Below are 16,557 nucleotides of genomic sequence, written 5' to 3'. Positions count from 1 at the left end.
GTCCCGGCAGAGCCCCCCGGCCGCCCCGGCCAAAGCCCCATCCCCCGGCCATCCCGGCGGAGCCCCCCCGACCGTCCCGGACGAAGCCCAATCCCCCTCGACCGGCCCGAACGAAACCGCGCTCCTCCGACCGTCCCGACGAAGCCACGTCCCCGGACCATCCCGGCGGACCCCCCCGCCGTCCCGGCAGCCCCCCGGCCACCCCGAACGAAGCCGCGCCCCACCAACCGTCCCGGCAGAGCGAGCCCCCCGGCCATCCCAGCGGAGCGCCTACGCGTTCTTGAACTCCTGGCGCTGCCGCCCGAGTCCCTCGACCTCCAGTTCCACCACGTCCCCGGCGCGCAGGTACGGCTTCGGCTCGGGATGCCCCATCGCCACTCCGGCCGGCGTCCCCGTGTTGATCACATCGCCGGGGTAGAGCGTCATGAAGTGGCTGACGTAGCGCACCACTTCGCCCACCGGAAAGATCTGCTCCGCCGTCGTGCCGTCCTGCTTCAGCTCCCCGTTGACCCACAGCCGCAGCGAAAGCCGCTGCGGATCGGGTACCTCGTCCGCGGTCACCAGCCACGGCCCGAGCGGGTTGAACGTCTCGCAGTTCTTGCCCTTGTCCCAGGTCCCGCCCCGCTCGATCTGGAACTCCCGCTCGGAGACGTCGTGCGCGACCGCGTATCCGGCGACGTGCGCGAGGCCCTCCTCGGCCGACTCCAGATAGCGCGCCGTGCGCCCGATGACGACGGCCAGTTCCACCTCCCAGTCGGTCTTGGCGGAGCCGCGCGGCACCAGCACGGTGTCGTCGGGCCCGACCACCGTGTCCGGCGCCTTGAAGAAGACGACCGGCTCGGCGGGCGGCTCGGCGCCGGTCTCGCGTGCGTGGTCGTGGTAGTTCAGCCCGATGCACACGATCTTCCCGATCCGCCCGAGCGGCGGCCCGATCCGGAGCCCCGCCGCGTCCAGGACGGGCAGTTCACCGGCGGCGGCCGCGTCCCGCACCCGCCCGAGCGCGGCGGCGTCGGCGAGCAGCGCCCCGTCGATGTCGCTCACGAGCGGGGACAGGTCGCGCAGGGTTCCGTCGGCGGCGAGCAGCGCGGGCCGCTCGGCCCCCGCCGCACCGACTCGCAGCAGCTTCATGGTCACCATCTCCCTCGATCGCGGGCGCCCGGCGGACGGATGCGGCCGTCGACAGGGCTGGACGATCCTCCAATCACCCCGTCCACCCGGCAAGACCCTGTTCACGTACTGGACCGTAACTCCGGGTCGCCGGGCTACGACTGCCGGTACAGCGCGGCCCGCTCCACCGCGCTCCACGTCGTACTGGTGACGACGTACAACGCGGCGGCGAGCGGTACGACCGCCACGCTGACCAGCGTGAGGAAGGACAGGAACGGCATCACCTTGCCGACCGCCCCGAGCCCCGGCACCTGCTCCCCGCCAGCGGCGGCGGCCATGACCGGGTTCTGCGCCATCTGCCGCTTCGTCCGCAGGTAGTTGGCCGTGGCGACGCCCGCGACCAGGGCGAAGAGGCCCAGGTAGACCAGCCCGGCACCACCGAACACCCCGCCCCCGGCGAGCGCGTCGGCCCAGCGTCCGCCGAGCGGCGCCGCGAACAGCCGGTGGTCGAGCAGCGCGTTGCCGGAGGTGCTGGAGAAGAGGTGGTAGAGGAGGAAGAACGCGGGGAGCTGGAGCAGGCTCGGCAGGATGCCGGACAGCGGCGACACCTGTTCCGCCGTGTGCAGCTCCAGGATCGCCGACCGCAGCCGCTCGGGGTCCTTCGCGTGCCGCTTCCGCAGCTCCGCGATCTTCGGCTGGAGCGCGGCGCGGGCCCGCTGCCCGCGCGCGGCGGCGCGGGAGAGGGGGTGGACGAGGAGTCGTACGAGTGCGGTGAACAGGACGATCGCGGCGGCGGTCGCGGAGCCGTGGCAGAGCGGTGCGAGCAGGTCGGCGAGCCGCTCGACCAGGTGTGCGAAAACGGAGAAGACGGACATGGGTGAGCCCTCCGGGGGTCTCGTCGTGCCGGGAGAAGGAGATTGCGGCAGGACGACCCGCGCGGGGCCGGGAACTACGGGGGTTCGGCCCTACGCGGCGGTCGCCGGAAGGGCCCGTCCGGGCGCCCGCGGCCTGCGGCGGCCGCGCGCGTCGGGATCACGCTGGGGCAGGAAGGCCGTGCGCCGGTCGCGGTCGCGTATCGCCGTACGGATCCGGGTGGGCGGTACGGCGGGGGCGCAGCCGGCGGCGAGCAGGGTGCACAGGGCGAGCGCGGAACCGGCGGCGGCGGTCGCGGCGAGGGCGACGGCGGTGGTCAGGCCGCCGGTGTCGAGGAAAGCGAGGGGGAGCAGAAAGAGCAGGGGGGCCAGCAGGAACGCGACGGCACGGCCGGTTCCGCGGCTCATGGGCCGGCTCATCGTCATCCCCCCTCCCTGCTCGGCGCTTGTCCCGCATTCGGCGGTACCGGCTCGATTATGCCTGTTCGCCGCGCGCCCGTTCTACGCCGGTCCGATCTCCATGGGCTCCAGCAGCCGCTTCGGCTTGAGCAGGGCGCGGCTGACCGGGTCCGCCGGGTCCGGATCGAGTCCGGGGCCCGGCTCCATGACGACGTCGCCGGCCGGCACGATGGTTCCGCACCGGACGCATTCGCCGTACGGCCCGATCTCGGCGCCGCACCCGGCATGCCGGAAGGAGCGCAGCCGGACGCCGACGACATGCTCGCGGCCCCAGGCGGCGAGGGCGCGCAGGGTGGGCCACAGGGCGATGCCGCGCTCGGTGAGCACGTACTCGTCCCGCGGCGGCGACTCCTGGTACCGGCGCTTCTCCAGGATGCCCTCCGCGGTCAGCGTCTGGAGCCGGGCGGCGAGGACGGCGCGCGGGATGCCGAGGTGGACGAGGAAGTCGTTGTAGCGCCGTACGCCGTAGAGCGCGTCCCGGACGACGAGCAGCGTCCAGCGCTCGCCGACGACCTCCAGCGCGCGGGCGATGGCGCACTCCTGTGCCGCGTAGTCCTTGCCCAGTGCCATGCCCCCCACTGTAGCCACTTTCCGACGCTCGGTTCATTCACCGAACCGACGGTGTTACGGTGGCCGGGACAGCTAGGTTCATTGACCGAACTGAGGACGTGCCATGACCGGGCCCGATTCCGCCGCCGTGGGCGAGGCGCGAGAGACGCAGGGAGCGCGAGAGATGGTGCGCGGGGCCCGCGAGGCGCCGGGGGCGAACGACCCCCGCGGGTCACGCGCGGCGCGCACCGGCGGGGCACCGCCCCCGGAAGCCGGCTCCCCCGCACCCCCACCCGCCCGCTCCCGCGCCACCCTCGCCCTCGTCAGCGCGGCGACCGCCGTGACCCTGATGAACTACACGGCCCCGATGGTCACCCTCCCGCAGACGGCGGCCGCCCTGCACACCCCGCTCTCGGGCCAGGCATGGCTCCTGAACGGCACCCCGCTGGGCCTCGCCGCCCTGCTCCTGGTGGCCGGCAGCCTCGCCGACGACTACGGCCGGCGCCGGGTCTTCCTCGCCGGCACCCTGGCCCTCGGCCTGACCACCGCCCTCGGCGCGCTGACCACGTCGACCTGGCAGTTCACCCTGGCCCGCATCGCCCAGGGCGCGGCCGGCGCGGCCGTGCTGGCCAGCGCCCTCGGCCTGATCGTGCACGCCTTCCCCAGTCCGCGCGGCCGGCTGCACGCGGCCGGGGTGTGGGGCGCGTTCGTCAGCGGCGGCATCGCGGCGGGCCCCCTGGTCGCGGCCTCACTGCCCGACTGGCGCGCCGGCTACGGCGTCCTCGGCGCCGGGGCCCTGCTGCTGGCCGCGCTCGGCACCCGCACCCTCGCCGAGTCCCGCGCCCCCCGCGCCGGCCGCCCGGACATACCCGGCGCGCTGACCTTCGGCCTCGCCCTCATCGCCCTGGTGGCGGCGCTGACGCTGGGCCGGGACGGCTGGCTGCGGGCACCGGTGGGGCTGCTCCTGGCGGCGGCCGTGGCGCTGCTGGCCCTCTTCGTCGCCGTCGAACGGCGCTCCCGTACCCCGATGATCGACCTGGGCCTGCTGCGCCACGCCCGTTTCCTGGCCTCTTCGGCGGGCGGCCTGTTCACGGGCCTCGCGGTCATCGGCGTCTTCAGCTATCTGCCCGCGGTGGCCCAGCAGACGATGCGCCTCTCCCCGCTCGCCACGGCCGGTCTGCTGCTGCTCTGGTCCGGTCTGAGCTGCGCGGTCGCCTTCCAGGTCAAGCGCCTGCCCGTCCCCCCGCGCGGCCAACTCGCCCTGGGCTTCGCCCTGCACGCCGCCGGCGCCCTGACCATGCTCGGTGCCATCGGCTCCGGCTCCTGGACCCGGCTGCTCCCCGGTCTGATCATCGGCGGGCTGGGCAGCGGCCTCCTCAACGGCGCCCTCCCGCTCCTCGCCGTCGACTCCGTCCCCCGCGCCCGCGCCGCCATGGGCTCCGGCGCGCAGCAGACCCTGCGCTACATCGGCTCCAGCGTCGGCGTCGCCCTCACCATCGCCCTCGCCACCTCCGGCGGCCACCTCGCCCACGGCATGAACCTCGCCCTGCTGGTCTCGGCGGGCCTGGCGACGACGGCCGCGATCGGGGTGCTGGCGCTGCGGGAGGGGAAGCAGTCCGGCGGGAGGGCCGGAGCGACTCGCCCAGAGTGACGCCTCCCCGGCTTTCAGGGAGTGCGCGTGGTGGGCAGCGGGAGGGCGTCCTGGTAGCCGTTGACGGGCCGGGGCACCTTCTCGACGGTACGGGCGTCCAGCGCGACCGCCGCGGAAGCGGTGCCGAGCGTGCCGCCGGGGTGCCAGGTCCCGGTGACGGTGACCCAGGTGTCGGCGGCCAGCGCGGGCCCGCCGTAGACCCGTACCTTCACCGACTGGGCGTCCGCCGCGCAGAAGTTGATGATGATCCGGGTGAGATCCCAGCCGCCGTTCCGGTGCGGCGTGACGATGCCGGTCATCAGGACGGTGCGCCCCCTGACGGCCCGCGAGCGGTCCTGCCGGACCCGGCTGGTGAAGTCGGACAGGGTCATCGGCAGCGGCGAGCCGGCCGCCAGCGGCGCGAACTCGCAGCCGGGCAGCGCCATCCCGGCCACCCCGGCCACCGGCACCGCGAGCAGGGGCCGCCGGGGCAGCGCACTCGCTCCGGCCTCGCTGCAGGCACAGAAGATAGCGAGCGGTCCTGTGCGACAGGGGGTGAGTGGTCCCTTGGGGCGGGGGCGGGGGCCCGACGGACCCGTATATCCCTCCAGGGCCCGGTATATGCGAGGTGTCCCCCTCAAGCATCACCCCCACCGGACCGCCCTGACGTTTGTCGGCGCCCGGCAGTACGGTGTCCCCCATGCGCCCCGACACGCCTGCCGAGAACGTCGACCACACCGCCGAAGCGGCACGCCTGGAGCGGACCGCCGGCCTGTACCCGGAGGACGCCGAGGCCCTGCTCCTGCGGGCGGCGGCCCACCTGGAGCTGTCCGGCGACCGCCCCGCCGCCACCACCCTCTACGACCGCCTGCTGTCCACCCCGGCCACCCTGGAGGACCCGTCGCTGGTACGGGCCCTGAAGGCGGCCAACCTCTGGGAGTACGGCCACGAGGCCGAGGCACGGGCGATCATCGAGGGCATCCGTACGACGGCCCCGCGCGAGCCCGGCCCCTGGGTGATCATCGCGGAGTCCCTGGAGTCCCACGACGAGCTGGAGTCGGCGGAGGAGACGTTCACGGAGGCGGCACGCCTGCTGCTCCCGGACACCGCGGAACCCCCGGCCCCCCTCCACCCGCTCCTCTACGGCCGCCACCGCGTCCGCCGCATGCGGGGCCTGCCGCACGACGACTGGGACACCCTGGCCGACACCCTGCACACCGCGCCGGTCACCCTGGACGAGCTGCACGACCCCAAGCGCGTCTGGTCCCTCGGCTCGGACAACCCGGCCGAGCTGGAGGCCGAGATCTCCCGCCTGCGCACGGAACTGGGCGCCTACCGCGAGGCCCTCTCCCGCCCCTTCCCGGTCGCCGTCCTCCACTGGCCGGCCCCGGAACTGGCCGAACTCCTCTCGGCCTACCCGGCCCTCGCCGCGGAGTACCCCTCGCACGCCGCCCACCTCGCGACCATAGAGTCCTCCCTCCGCGAACTCTCCACCTCCGGCACCGACAACCTCGGCATCGTCACCGGCACGGTCCCCTCCTACGAAGCCTTCGCCGCCTCCGAAGCAACCACCCCGGACGACCCGGCCCTCCTCCCCCAATACGCCACCACCCTCGCCGCAAGGGGCCGCGCGACGGCGTGGCCGCCGGGGGGTGGGGCGGAGTGCTGGTGCGCCTCGGGCCGGGTGTACGACGCCTGCCACGGCTCGTGAGGGGCGAAGGACCCACGGCGACGTTCCCGATACGACGGAAAGACACGACGGACGGTGGACACCACACCTGAGACCCGCGCCCGGATGAGCCGGCAGAAAAGCCGGAACACGCAGGTGGAAATCGCCCTGCGCCGGGCCCTGTTCGCCGCGGGTCTGCGATACCGGGTACATCGCCGACCCTTGAAGGGCGTGCGCCGCGAGGCCGACGTGGTGTTCGGGCCGGCGAAGGTCGCCGTCTTCGTGGACGGGTGCTTCTGGCACGGCTGCCCGGTGCACGCGACCTGGCCGAAGAACAACTCCGACTTCTGGCGCACGAAGATCGAGACCAACCGTCGGCGGGACCGGGACACGGATCAACGCCTGACATCGGCCGGCTGGCTGCCCGTACGAGTCTGGGAGCACGAAGACCCGGCCGAGGCCGCCGCCCGCGTGCTCGCCTTGGTGACGGCACGCCGGGCACAGGGCGATCCGCTTCGCCCCTGACCGCTGAGCACCTTCATTCGGCACCCGTTCCATGAGCGGGGTTGCGGCGCAGGGGATGTGTCCGGGTCACGCCATAGGCGCCAGTTCCGCCCTGCCGAACAGCAGCGCGTAGCCGGGCGGGAGTTGGGAGAGGATGCGGTCGGTCAGGTCGGGGGTGAGGTGGGTGGAGAGGGTGGTCAGGACCGAGCTGACGTCCCAGCGGGCGGTTGCCGGGGTCGAGTCGGGGATCCGGGTGGACACCGAGTCCACGAACTCGCGGGCCGTCAGGGGGTGGGGGACCGGGATCTGAGCGGCGATCAGGCGGCCGGCCTCGGAGGGCAGGGACTGGGCCAGGGCGACGCGTTCGTCACCGGTGACGTGGCTGCCGAGGGCGGACAGGACGATGCGGGTGATGCGTTCGGCCTCCGCTCGGGTCGGGTAGCGGCCCGCCTCGCGGACGGCCTCGGTCAGGTCCTCCCAGAGCGCCGCGTCGTCCGGGCTCGGGTGAGGCTTCGGCAGGGGCACCGCCGTGGCCCCTGCCGGGGCCGGCGTCGCCGGGGAGGTCGCCGATATCACCGTCGTGGCCGCCATCTTGGTCGTCGTATGCGTCGCCGTCTTCGGTGTCGCGATCGCCGCCGTCTTGTGCGTCGCGTTCGTCGCCTGCTCGGGCGCCGCGGTGGTCGCCGTGGTGGTCATCGTCAAGGCTCCTTCTCGGGGACACGTCGGACGGGTGCCGGGTGTCCGGTTGATCCAGAGGTTCGGTACCCCGTCGCGGGGCGGGCAGGCCGGGACGGGTGGGCAGGATTCCGGGCCGGACGGCCCGGCGCGGGGCGGGACGTCCGGGCCTCCGGGGTTCCGGAGGTCCGGGTCCCGCCCCGCGTCGGGGGGGGTCAGCCGGCGATCTGCTTGCGGGAGGGGGACCCGCCGGTGATCTGGATACGGCGCGGCTTCGCCTGCTCGGCGACCGGGATGCGCAGTGTCAGGACGCCGGACTCGTAGGAGGCGTCGATGCGGTCCGTGTCGAGGGTGTCACCGAGGAAAAGCTGGCGGGTGAAGGTACCTGTCGGCCGCTCCGCGACCAGCGTCTCCGCGTTCTCCGGGGCGGGACTGCGGCGCTCGGCGCGGACATTGAGGACGTTGCGCTCGACGTCCAGCTCGATGGTCTCCGGATCGACGCCGGGGAGGTCGAAGTGGACCAGGAAGTCGTCACCGGCACGGTAGGCGTCCATCGGCATCGCGGACGGACGGGCGGTGCTGCCGAGGACCTGCTGCGCGAGTCGGTCGAATTCGCGGAACGGGTCGGTGCGCATGAGCATCACGGGTCACTCCCTTCTTTCAGGTGCTGGGTGCGATGCCCTATGGCTATTTATATAGCTCGGAGACGGAAAGTTGACAACCCTCGACTCAGGTTAGGTAAGCGTCTCCGCCTGCGCGTTAGCCTCGGCACCCTCTACGACATTCGGAGGCATGCATGGCCAGGATCCCCAGCGCTGTCGTCGCCGCGAGCGGACTCGTCGGCGGGTACGGAGTCGCCCGGTGGACGAAGAGGCGGCCGCTCGGCGGGGCCGTGCTCGCCGTCGCCGGTGCCGCCGCCGCGCAGCAGTGGCGCAAGCAGGCCGGGAACGCCGCCGCCGGCGCGCTCACCGCCGCCTACGTCGGCGCCTTCGCCGGCTCCCACCCGCTCGCGAAGAAGGTCGGCGCCTGGCCCTCCGTCCTCGGCGTCGCCGGTGCCGTCGCCCTCGCCTCCTGGGCCGTCGCCGACCGCAACGCCTGAGCCGGGGGACGGGGCCGTAGGCGCAGCCCCTCTGCCCTTCCCAGCGCCCGGCCCCTCCGCCGTCACCCCGCCCCCACCGTCACTCCCCCAAGTTCACCCCTCCACCGCCGTCAGCGGCGTCGCCACGTCCTCCAGCGACCGCCGCTCCGCCCGTACCGCCAGCGCCGCCGCCACCAGCCCGGCCGCGCACATCAGCGCCGCTCCGATGGAGAAGGCCAGGACCGTGTCGCCGACCCTGCCGGTGCCGGTGAGATCGGCGAACAGCAGCGGGCCGCTGATGCCGCCGGCCGCCGTGCCCAGGGCGTAGAAGAAGGCGATGGACATCGCCCGCGTCTCCATCGGGAAGATCTCCGAGACCGTCAGGTACGCGCTGGACGCGCCCGCCGAGGCGAAGAAGAGGACCACGCACCAGCACGCCGTCAGCGTCGTCGCGTCGAGCGCGCCCCGGCCGAACAGCCATGCCGTGCCGAACAGCAGCAGGCCCGACAGCAGGTAGGTCGAGGAGATCATCACCCGGCGGCCGACCGTGTCGAACAGCTTGCCCAGCAGCAGCGGGCCGAAGAAGTTTCCGACGGCGATGACCGCGAAGTAGTAGCCCGTACGGTCCGTCGGCACCCCGAAGAACTTCGTCAGGATCGCGCCGAAGCCGAAGGTGATCGCGTTGTACAGGAACGCCTGCCCGATGAAGAGGGAGAAGCCGAGCACCGCGCGCTTGCGGTACTGGCCGAAGACCGTGCGGGCGATCTCCCCGAAGGTGACGCTCTTGCGCTGGTGGATGCTCAGGTGCGCGTCCACCGTCGGCAGCCGGGTGCCCTTCTCCGCCTCCACCTGCTGTTCGATGCCGGCGACGATTTCCTCCGCCTCCTCGTCCCGGCCGTGGATCAGCAGCCACCTCGGGCTCTCCGGGACGTGCCGGCGTACGAGCAGGATCACCAGCGCGAGTACGGCGCCCAGCGCGAAGGTCAGCCGCCAGCCCACGTTCGCCGGCAGCAGGCCGGTGTTCAGCACGACGACGGACAGCAGCGAGCCGCCCACCGCGCCCAGCCAGAAGCTGCCGTTGATGACCAGGTCGACGCGGCCGCGGTAGTGGGCCGGGATCAGCTCGTCGATCGCGGAGTTGATCGCCGCGTACTCGCCGCCGATGCCGAAGCCGGTCAGGAAGCGGAAGAGGAAGAACCACCAGGCTTCCCAGGAGACGGCGGTCAGGGCCGTCGCCACCAGGTACACCCCGAGGGTGATCATGAACAGCTTCTTGCGGCCGTAACGGTCGGTCAGCCGGCCCCAGAACAGGGCGCCCAGGCACGCGCCCGCGACGTACAGCGCGGCGGCCACGCCGGTGATCTGGCCGGAGGTGATCGGCAGGCCACTGCCCGGCTCGGCCAGACGGCTGGCGATGTTGCCGACGACCGTGACCTCCAGACCGTCCAGGATCCATACGGTGCCCAGGCCGATCACGATCGTCCAGTGCCAGCGGGACCAGGGAAGGCGGTCGAGGCGGGCCGGGATGTCGGTGCTGATGGTCCGGCCACCGCCACCCGCCCGGTCACCGCCACCCGCCTGGTCACCGCCACCCACTCGGCCGCGGTCACCCGCCGGAACGCCGCCGGTACCCGACCGGCCACCCTCGCCCGCCGGAACGCCACCGTCACCCGTCCGGCCGGTCCCACCCGGCTCACCGAGTCCCCGCGACGCCTTCTCGGCTCCTGTCATCGGCTCCCTCCTCGTCGAGGACGCCCCCCGAAGCGGAGGGACGGCAGGACGACGGATACCCCCGCGCCGCGGTTCCAGGCGCCGGACGGCGCCGCGTCAGCCGCCCACCGCCCGCGACACGGTGAAGATCAGCAGTCCCGCCAGTGATCCCACCACCGTGCCATTGATCCGGATGAACTGCAGATCACGCCCGATGTGCGCCTCGATCTTCCGGGTGGTGTGCTCGGCGTCCCAGCCCGCCACCGTGTCCGTGATCAGCGAGGTGATCTCCGCCCGGTAGGTCGTCACGACGTGCACCGCCGCGCCCTCCAGCCAGCTGTCCACCTTCTCCTGCATCTTCGGCTCGTTCGCCATCCGCGTGCCCAGGGACAGCAGCGCCGACCGCAGCCGCGTGCGCAGCTCGCTGCGCTCGTCCTCCGCCGCCGCGACGATCATCGACCGTACGGCCGTCCACGCGGACGCGATCAGATCCTGCACCTCCCCGCGGCCCAGCACCTCTCCCTTGAGCCGCTCCACCCGCGCACGGGTCTCCGTGTCCGACTGGAGATCGGAGGCGAAGTCGGTGAGGAAACGGTCCAGCGCACCGCGCGCCGGATGGGACGGCATGTCCCGCATTTCCGCGCAGAAGCGCAGCAGTTCCTTGTAGACCCGCTCGCCGACCTTGCGGTCCACGAACCGCGGGGTCCAGCCGGGCGCCCCGCCCTGCACGGCGCCCATCACGTTGTCGCCGTGCAGCACCAGCCAGTCGTGGGCCCGCGAGACCACCAGGTCCACGGCCCGCTTGTGTCCGCCGTCCGCGACGACCTTCTCCAGCATCTTGCCGAGCCCCGGCGCGATCTCCCGCGCCCCGGCCCGCCGGGTGACCGCCTCCCCCACCACCGCCTGCACATCCGAGTCCCGCAGCACCGTGAGTGCCCCGCGCAGCGCGGTCGCCAGCTCCGCCGTCACCCGGTCCGCGTGCTCCGGCTCGGCCAGCCACGCGCCGAGCCGGGCGCCGATGCCGACCGCGCGCAGCCGCTGCCGTACGACGTCCTGGGAGAGGAAGTTCTCGCCCACGAACTCGCCCAGCGAGACGCCCAACTGGTCCTTCTTGGTCGGGATGATCGCGGTGTGCGGGATCGGCAGCCCGAGGGGGTGCCGGAAGAGTGCGGTGACCGCGAACCAGTCCGCCAGCGCGCCCACCATGCCGGCCTCCGCCGCCGCGGAGACGTAGTCCGCCCAGGCCCCGGCGCCCGCGTTCCCGGCCAGCTTGGACAGGACGTAGACCACGGCCACGAACAGCAGCAGGCCCGTCGCGGTGAGCTTCATGCGCCGCACCCCGCGCCGGCGCTCCTCGTCGGCCGGGGTGAAGGCCGTCATCGTCCGGTACGACGCGGCCGGCCCGGCGGTCTCGGTCTCGGTCTCGGTCTCGGTCTGTTCCATCAGCTCCACCCGTTCGGTGATCCCGCGCACAATTGTCCTCTCCTGACCGACTCCCGGAACGGAACAGGAGTTCCCGGCGTCTGTTCCGGCGGGGGCTCACGCCCGGATGGCCGGGGGTGCCCGGCCCGGCCCATGAAGCATCATGGACTCATCAAGACCGGAGCCCGGAGCTCCCTCGCCCGAGGAGAACGGCACCAGCGTGAGCAGCCGGCAGGACGGGAGCCCCGAAAAGCCCCGCGCACCGCATCCCAGCACACCGCCCCCCAGCGCACCGCGCCCGCACCGCGCGACGTACCTCGCCCTGCTCGGCGGACTCGTCGCGCTGGTGGTGGCCGTCAGCGCCGGGATCTACGTCACCGCCGCGGCCGGCGACCGCGGCGCCGACGGCACCCTCGCCGACGACCGCCCGCACCACGGCTCGGCCGCGCCCGTCTCCGCCGGCACCTGGGTCGGTTCCTGGGCGAGCGCCCCCGTCGGCGGCGAGCCGGGCACCGAGACGGCCGGCCTCGCGGGCCGCTCCGTGCGCAACGTCGTCCACGCGGACGCCGGGGGTACGAGTGCCCGCATCACGCTGTCCAACCTCTACGGCCAGACACCGCTGGACATCACCCACGCCACGATCGCGCTGTCCGCGGGGGACGCCACCGCGGCGGCCGACGCGGACACCATGCGGCGGCTCACCTTCGGCGGCGCCACCGGCGTCGTCATACCCGCGGGCGAACAGGTCGTCAGCGACGCGGTGCGCCTGGTCGTACAACACGACACGGACGTCCTCGTCACCACCTACTCCCCCACCCCGTCCGGGCCGGTCACCTACCACCCGCACGCGCAGCAGACCTCGTACCTCGCCACCGGGGACCGCACCGAGGACTCCACCGGTGCCCCCTACACCCGGCAGACGCCGTACTGGCGGTATCTGACCGCGCTGGACGTGCTCGGCGACGAGGCGGACGGCACGGTCGTCGTCTTCGGCGACTCCATCACCGACGGCATCACCTCCACCGTCGACGCCAACCGCCGCTGGCCCGACGTCCTCGGCGACCGGCTGCGCTCGGCGCTCGCCGGCGGGGAGCGGCTGCCGCGCTACAGCGTCGTCAACGAGGGCATCAGCGGCAACCAGGTCCTCGCCGACGGGCTCGGCCGCCCCGCGGAGAACCAGAGCGGGCTCGGCCGCTTCGGGCGCGACGCGCTCTCCCGGCCCGGCGTCCGGGTGGTCGTCATCGACCTCGGCATCAACGACATCCTGCGCGACCCGCACCTCGACGGCCCCGACCGCATCCTCACCGGCCTGCGCACCCTGGTCCGCGAGGCGCACGCGCGCGGGCTGAAGGTCGTCGGGGCGACCCTGACGCCCTTCCGGGGCCACCGGGGCTGGACGCCCGCGCGGGAGGCCGTACGGCAGCAGATCAACGCGCAGATCCGCGCGGGCCGGGTGTACGACGCGGTGGCCGACTTCGACAAGGCCCTGCGCGACCCGTACGACCCCCGCCGCCTGCGCCCCGACTACGACTCCGGCGACCATCTGCACCCCAGCGACCTCGGCTTCGCCACGATGGCCGGGGTCTTCGACCTGCGCGCCCTGAAGGGCGGCGGGCAGACGGAGCTGTGAGGGGCGGGCACGGCGGGCGTCGGTGCCCGGCGGCCGGAGGAAGGTGTCCGTGACGGGCGGCCCGCGGCGGTGCGGGGAGGCCGGCGGCGGTGCGAGGTGGCCGGGAGGAATACTGGGCGGCATGACCCGCCTGATCCTCGCCACCCGCAACGCCGGAAAGATCACCGAGCTGAGGGCCATCCTGGCCGACGCCGGGCTGCCCCATGAACTGGTCGGCGCCGACGCCTACCCCGAGATCCCCGACGTCAAGGAGACCGGCGTCACCTTCGCCGAGAACGCCCTGCTCAAGGCGCACGCCCTGGCACAGGCCACCGGGCTGCCCGCGGTCGCCGACGACTCCGGCCTGTGCGTCGACGTCCTGAACGGCGCGCCCGGCATCTTCTCCGCCCGCTGGGCCGGCCGGCACGGCGACGACAAGGCCAACCTCGATCTGCTCCTCGCCCAGCTCTCCGACATCGCCGCCGAACACCGCGCGGCCCACTTCGCCTGCGCCGCCGCCCTGGCCCTGCCGGACGGCACGGAGCGCGTGGTGGAGGGCCGACTGCGCGGCACCCTGCGGCACGAGCCCGCCGGCACGAACGGCTTCGGCTACGACCCGATCCTCCAGCCCGAGGGCGACACCCGCACCTGCGCCGAACTGACCGCCGCCGAGAAGAACGCCATCAGCCACCGCGGCAAGGCGTTCCGCGCGCTGGTACCGGCGGTGCGGGAGCTGGTCGGCTGATCTCACGCGGCGGCCCCGCACCTTTGGAATGAAGGTGCGGGGCCGCCTCTGCCTGTGCGCCCGGTCGGATTCGAACCGACAAACACGACCACCTAAAGATCGCCGCTCGGCCGTTGGCGTACGGGCGCTTGAGTCGGGCCCCACTCTACTGTGCTAGGCCGTTCGGCGTCCGCCCCCTCTGCACCAGGTGCTGGTCGTTGCGTGGCAATTGGGGCACAGCAACCGCAGGTTCTCCCGCCGATCGTCGCTCCAGTCACCGTCGATGTGGTCCACCTCCAGTGTCATGGGATCTCCCAGCCACTCGGAACTGACGCCGCATTCGGCGCATCGCTCCGGTACGCCCGTCTCGCGCAGCGCGCGGCGTAGCAGACGGGTTCGGGTCCGGTATCGGCCGTCGTGCCGGACCAGGATGTCCTCGGGGCGCTTCGCTCGGATCGTGCCGGTCTTGCCCCGGTGGTGCGCCCGCCCCAGGAAGTGTGCGGTGGAGATGTCCGCATCGGCGATCCACCTGCGCAGCAGCGCGCGCTGTGAGCTGGTGTCGGGGCGCTGAAGACGGCGCAGCGTTCCCGCGATGGACGTCGACTCGGCCACCGCGGCGCGCAGTTCCGAGGCGGCAGGGCGGCCTTTGCGCCCGGTCGGGGCGCCGCAGTGGTCGAAGTGCGAGATGTCGATGCCGAAGTGAGCGAATCGCTTGGCGAGGTGACGGCCCGCATTGGCATACGGCCGGGTGCCGAAGAAGGCCATCACTTCGTCCAAGTTCGCGCACTGCTCGGCGGCTTCCGTCAACCGCTCACGCGTGTACCGCATGCCGCTGCTCATCGGGCGCTCGGCGGCGTATGGCACCGTCTCTTGCCACGTCCGCGGTAATTGTCTGTTACCGAATGGCAGTTGGGGCAGAGGAACCGGAGGTTCCCGATGCGGTTGTTCCGCCAGTTGCCGTCGATGTGGTCCACCTCCAGCGGCAACGGGCGACCCCGCCACACCGGCTCCGTGCCGCAGCGGGCGCAGCGTTCCGGTACGCCCAGGCCCGTCATCGCTCGCTTGAGTCGGTCGCCGGGGATGCGCCGGGCCCGGCCCGCAGGCTGCTCGACGAGCAGGGACTCCGGAGTACGGGCGCGCACGGTCCGCCCCTGCTGTGTGGACACCCGGAAGTGCGCGGTATCAATGCCGTACGCCTTGATCCTGCGGCTGATGTGGGTGTGGTGGCCGCCGACGACCTCCAGACCGAGGTGACGCAGCACCTCGCACATGTTCGTAGAGGCGGACACGGCTTTCTCGAGCAGCTCCTTCGTCCACTTCACTCCCTCCCGGTCGAAGTGGGAGACATCCACCCCGAGCTTCTTCATCCGCCCCAGGAGGTACCGACGCGTCGAGCTCCTCGGATCCACCCCCAGCCTCTCCAACGCCTCCGACAACGTCCGTGCCCCGCGGGCCGCCTCTTGCAGCCGCTCCTCGGTGTACGCGCTGGCTCCCATCGAGCCCCTCCGGTCCGGGCACGTGTTCGCACCCCGGACGGACTAACGACCCGAATGGCGGACGGTCACGCAGGGCAAAAAAAGGAGTGGCCCGCACAGGAACAACCTGTGCGGGCCGCCGGCGGATGGTGCGGGGATCAGATGCCCAGATCCTTGATGATCTTCGCTACATGGCCGGTGGCGCGGACGTTGTAGAAGGCGTGGGAGACCTTGCCGTCCTCGTCGACCACGATCGTGGAGCGGATGATGCCCAGGTAGGTCTTGCCGTAGTTCTTCTTCTCGCCGTAGGCGGCGTAGGACTCGGCGACCTTCTTGTCGGGGTCGGCGACGAGGGTGACCCTGAGGGACTCCTTCTCGCGGAACGCGGCCAGTTTCTCCGGGGCGTCCGGGGAGATGCCGATGACGTCGTAGCCGGCGCCGGCCAGCAGGTCGAGGTTGTCGGTGAAGTCGCAGGCCTGCTTGGTGCAGCCGGGGGTAAGCGCCGCGGGGTAGAAGTACACGATGACCTTGCGGCCCTTGTGGTCCGCGAGGGAGACCTCGTTACCGTCGGCGTCCGGGAGGGTGAAGGCGGGGGCCACGTCCCCCGGCTGGAGTCGCTCGCTCATCGGACCAGCGTAACCGGGGCCCCTTGCGGTGCGGCTCGGGCCGGAGCTGACAGACTGTCCGGAACAGGACAGCAGATTTCGGCAGACTTCGGAGGCCGTACGGTGGCGGACACGGCGGACACCAGAACCCCGGCGCAGATCGAGGCGGACATCAGGCGCCGCCGCGAAGTGCTGGCCGAGACGCTCGACGAGATCGGGGTGCGGGTGCACCCGAAGACGATCGTCGGAGACGTGAAGGCCAAGGCCGCAGCGAACATCGATCACACCGTGGGACGTGCGTATGTGCAGGTCAACCGGGTGGTGAGCGAGGTCAGGGCGCAGTTCACGGACGAATACGGCCGGCCCCGCGCGGAGCGGGTCGTGCCGGTCGCGCTCCTGGTGGTCGGGGTGGTGGGCCTCGTCGCCCTGTCCCGCAAGCGCGGGCGCTGAGCCGGAAGCACCGGGCAGG

General features: G+C 72.7%; 18 protein-coding genes, 1 tRNA gene and 1 pseudogene. 7 read left to right on the top strand and 13 right to left on the bottom strand.

The window, feature by feature from the left end; all coding sequences use genetic code 11:
- Positions 1-270 precede the first annotated feature (270 nt).
- The 4 genes from ACZ7EC_RS05145 to ACZ7EC_RS05130 form a co-directional block, all read right to left on the bottom strand.
- On the bottom strand, positions 271-1,128 hold the full coding sequence (locus ACZ7EC_RS05145) for a fumarylacetoacetate hydrolase family protein (protein WP_471058203.1): 858 nt from the start codon (positions 1,126-1,128) through the stop codon (positions 271-273).
- Between the two features lie 134 nt (positions 1,129-1,262).
- On the bottom strand, positions 1,263-1,982 hold the full coding sequence (locus ACZ7EC_RS05140; protein ID WP_471058200.1) for a YidC/Oxa1 family membrane protein insertase: 720 nt from the start codon (positions 1,980-1,982) through the stop codon (positions 1,263-1,265).
- 90 nt (positions 1,983-2,072) lie between these two features.
- On the bottom strand, positions 2,073-2,387 hold the full coding sequence (locus tag ACZ7EC_RS05135) for a DUF6412 domain-containing protein (protein ID WP_471058197.1): 315 nt from the start codon (positions 2,385-2,387) through the stop codon (positions 2,073-2,075).
- 93 nt (positions 2,388-2,480) lie between these two features.
- Positions 2,481-3,008, bottom strand: a complete 528-nt coding sequence (locus ACZ7EC_RS05130) for a winged helix-turn-helix transcriptional regulator (RefSeq protein WP_471058194.1) — start codon at positions 3,006-3,008, stop codon at positions 2,481-2,483.
- A gap of 103 nt (positions 3,009-3,111) precedes the next feature.
- On the opposite strand from ACZ7EC_RS05130, the gene ACZ7EC_RS05125 reads away from it, so the two are divergent.
- Entirely contained in the window at positions 3,112-4,638 is a 1,527-nt protein-coding gene (locus tag ACZ7EC_RS05125) for an MFS transporter (protein WP_471058191.1), read from the top strand.
- Positions 4,639-4,652: 14 nt separating this feature from the next.
- Here the strand turns inward: ACZ7EC_RS05125 and ACZ7EC_RS05120 are convergent.
- Positions 4,653-5,045: pseudogene (locus ACZ7EC_RS05120) on the bottom strand (TIGR03943 family putative permease subunit); the annotation flags it as partial.
- A gap of 272 nt (positions 5,046-5,317) precedes the next feature.
- On the opposite strand from ACZ7EC_RS05120, the gene ACZ7EC_RS05115 reads away from it, so the two are divergent.
- Both ACZ7EC_RS05115 and ACZ7EC_RS05110 read left to right on the top strand, forming a co-directional pair.
- Complete coding sequence (locus ACZ7EC_RS05115) at positions 5,318-6,328, top strand: hypothetical protein (RefSeq protein ID WP_471058188.1); 1,011 nt, start codon at positions 5,318-5,320, stop codon at positions 6,326-6,328.
- 54 nt (positions 6,329-6,382) lie between these two features.
- Positions 6,383-6,811, top strand: a complete 429-nt coding sequence (locus ACZ7EC_RS05110) for a very short patch repair endonuclease (RefSeq protein WP_471058185.1) — start codon at positions 6,383-6,385, stop codon at positions 6,809-6,811.
- Between the two features lie 66 nt (positions 6,812-6,877).
- Here ACZ7EC_RS05110 and ACZ7EC_RS05105 read toward each other — a convergent pair whose 3' ends face one another.
- Positions 6,878-7,381, bottom strand: a complete 504-nt coding sequence (locus ACZ7EC_RS05105; RefSeq protein ID WP_471059716.1) for a DUF2267 domain-containing protein — start codon at positions 7,379-7,381, stop codon at positions 6,878-6,880.
- 299 nt (positions 7,382-7,680) lie between these two features.
- Positions 7,681-8,106: an Hsp20/alpha crystallin family protein gene (locus tag ACZ7EC_RS05100; RefSeq protein ID WP_471058182.1), complete on the bottom strand. Its 426-nt coding sequence runs from the start codon at positions 8,104-8,106 to the stop codon at positions 7,681-7,683.
- A 155-nt stretch (positions 8,107-8,261) separates the two neighbouring features.
- On the opposite strand from ACZ7EC_RS05100, the gene ACZ7EC_RS05095 reads away from it, so the two are divergent.
- Entirely contained in the window at positions 8,262-8,564 is a 303-nt protein-coding gene (locus ACZ7EC_RS05095; protein ID WP_471058179.1) for a hypothetical protein, read from the top strand.
- A gap of 93 nt (positions 8,565-8,657) precedes the next feature.
- Here the strand turns inward: ACZ7EC_RS05095 and ACZ7EC_RS05090 are convergent, their stop codons facing one another.
- Together ACZ7EC_RS05090 and ACZ7EC_RS05085 are read right to left on the bottom strand one after the other, a co-directional pair.
- Positions 8,658-10,139, bottom strand: coding sequence for an MFS transporter (locus tag ACZ7EC_RS05090; RefSeq protein ID WP_471058176.1), 1,482 nt, complete (start codon positions 10,137-10,139; stop codon positions 8,658-8,660).
- A gap of 231 nt (positions 10,140-10,370) precedes the next feature.
- Positions 10,371-11,726, bottom strand: coding sequence for a DUF445 domain-containing protein (locus ACZ7EC_RS05085; protein WP_471058173.1), 1,356 nt, complete (start codon positions 11,724-11,726; stop codon positions 10,371-10,373).
- Between the two features lie 271 nt (positions 11,727-11,997).
- Between ACZ7EC_RS05085 and ACZ7EC_RS05080 the strand changes: the two genes are divergently transcribed.
- Together ACZ7EC_RS05080 and rdgB are read left to right on the top strand one after the other, a co-directional pair.
- A complete protein-coding gene (locus ACZ7EC_RS05080; RefSeq protein WP_471059714.1) occupies positions 11,998-13,305 on the top strand; it encodes an SGNH/GDSL hydrolase family protein in 1,308 nt (435 codons plus the stop codon).
- A gap of 121 nt (positions 13,306-13,426) precedes the next feature.
- On the top strand, positions 13,427-14,029 hold the full coding sequence (rdgB, locus tag ACZ7EC_RS05075; protein WP_471058171.1) for an RdgB/HAM1 family non-canonical purine NTP pyrophosphatase: 603 nt from the start codon (positions 13,427-13,429) through the stop codon (positions 14,027-14,029).
- A 55-nt stretch (positions 14,030-14,084) separates the two neighbouring features.
- Here the strand turns inward: rdgB and ACZ7EC_RS05070 are convergent.
- The 4 genes from ACZ7EC_RS05070 to bcp all read right to left on the bottom strand — a co-directional run bounded on the left by ACZ7EC_RS05070 (position 14,085) and on the right by bcp (position 16,109).
- Positions 14,085-14,157 (bottom strand) — tRNA-Leu (locus tag ACZ7EC_RS05070).
- A gap of 25 nt (positions 14,158-14,182) precedes the next feature.
- Complete coding sequence (locus tag ACZ7EC_RS05065; protein ID WP_471058168.1) at positions 14,183-14,848, bottom strand: HNH endonuclease; 666 nt, start codon at positions 14,846-14,848, stop codon at positions 14,183-14,185.
- Positions 14,845-15,504, bottom strand: a complete 660-nt coding sequence (locus tag ACZ7EC_RS05060; protein WP_471058165.1) for an HNH endonuclease signature motif containing protein — start codon at positions 15,502-15,504, stop codon at positions 14,845-14,847. Before ACZ7EC_RS05060 ends, ACZ7EC_RS05065 begins: the two co-directional genes overlap by 4 nt.
- A 137-nt stretch (positions 15,505-15,641) precedes the next feature.
- The gene (bcp, locus tag ACZ7EC_RS05055; RefSeq protein ID WP_471058162.1) at positions 15,642-16,109 is read right to left on the bottom strand and encodes a thioredoxin-dependent thiol peroxidase; all 468 of its coding nucleotides are present in this window, start codon (positions 16,107-16,109) and stop codon (positions 15,642-15,644) included.
- Between the two features lie 102 nt (positions 16,110-16,211).
- On the opposite strand from bcp, the gene ACZ7EC_RS05050 reads away from it, so the two are divergent.
- A complete protein-coding gene (locus tag ACZ7EC_RS05050) occupies positions 16,212-16,538 on the top strand; it encodes a DUF3618 domain-containing protein (protein ID WP_471058159.1) in 327 nt (108 codons plus the stop codon).
- Positions 16,539-16,557: the final 19 nt, after the last annotated feature.

This window comes from Streptomyces sp. NPDC037203, assembly GCF_055605065.1.
The sequence above is the reverse complement of the archived record's forward strand: the minus strand, read 5'-3'. Positions and strand labels throughout refer to the sequence as shown.